The sequence below is a fragment of the Geobacillus sp. G4 genome (assembly GCF_040327975.1).
In the GTDB taxonomy this organism is placed as follows: Bacteria; Bacillota; Bacilli; order Bacillales; family Anoxybacillaceae; genus Geobacillus; species Geobacillus thermoleovorans.
On sequence record NZ_JBEPJY010000125.1, the window covers coordinates 1 to 250 of the forward strand.

1 protein-coding gene is annotated in these 250 nt (G+C 61.2%); it reads left to right on the forward strand.

Going from position 1 to position 250, the window contains the following annotated elements; genetic code table 11:
- A partial coding sequence (locus ABS784_RS17210) for a nucleoside/nucleotide kinase family protein (protein ID WP_483867423.1) occupies positions 1–250 on the forward strand: 250 nt, incomplete at both ends.

Below are 250 nucleotides of genomic sequence, written 5' to 3' on the forward strand. Positions count from 1 at the left end.
CGCAAAGCCACCTGCAGCAGACGCTGGACGAAGGCCACGACCTGATCCTGGAGATCGACTGGCAGGGCGCCGAACAAGTGCGCCAACTGATGCCCAAGGCGCGTTCCATCTTCATCCTGCCGCCGTCTTTGGAAGCGTTGCACCAGCGCCTGACCAACCGCGGCCAGGACAGCGACGAAATCATCGAAGGCCGCATGCGCGAAGCCGTCAGCGAAATGAGCCACTACGTCGACTACGACTACCTGATCAT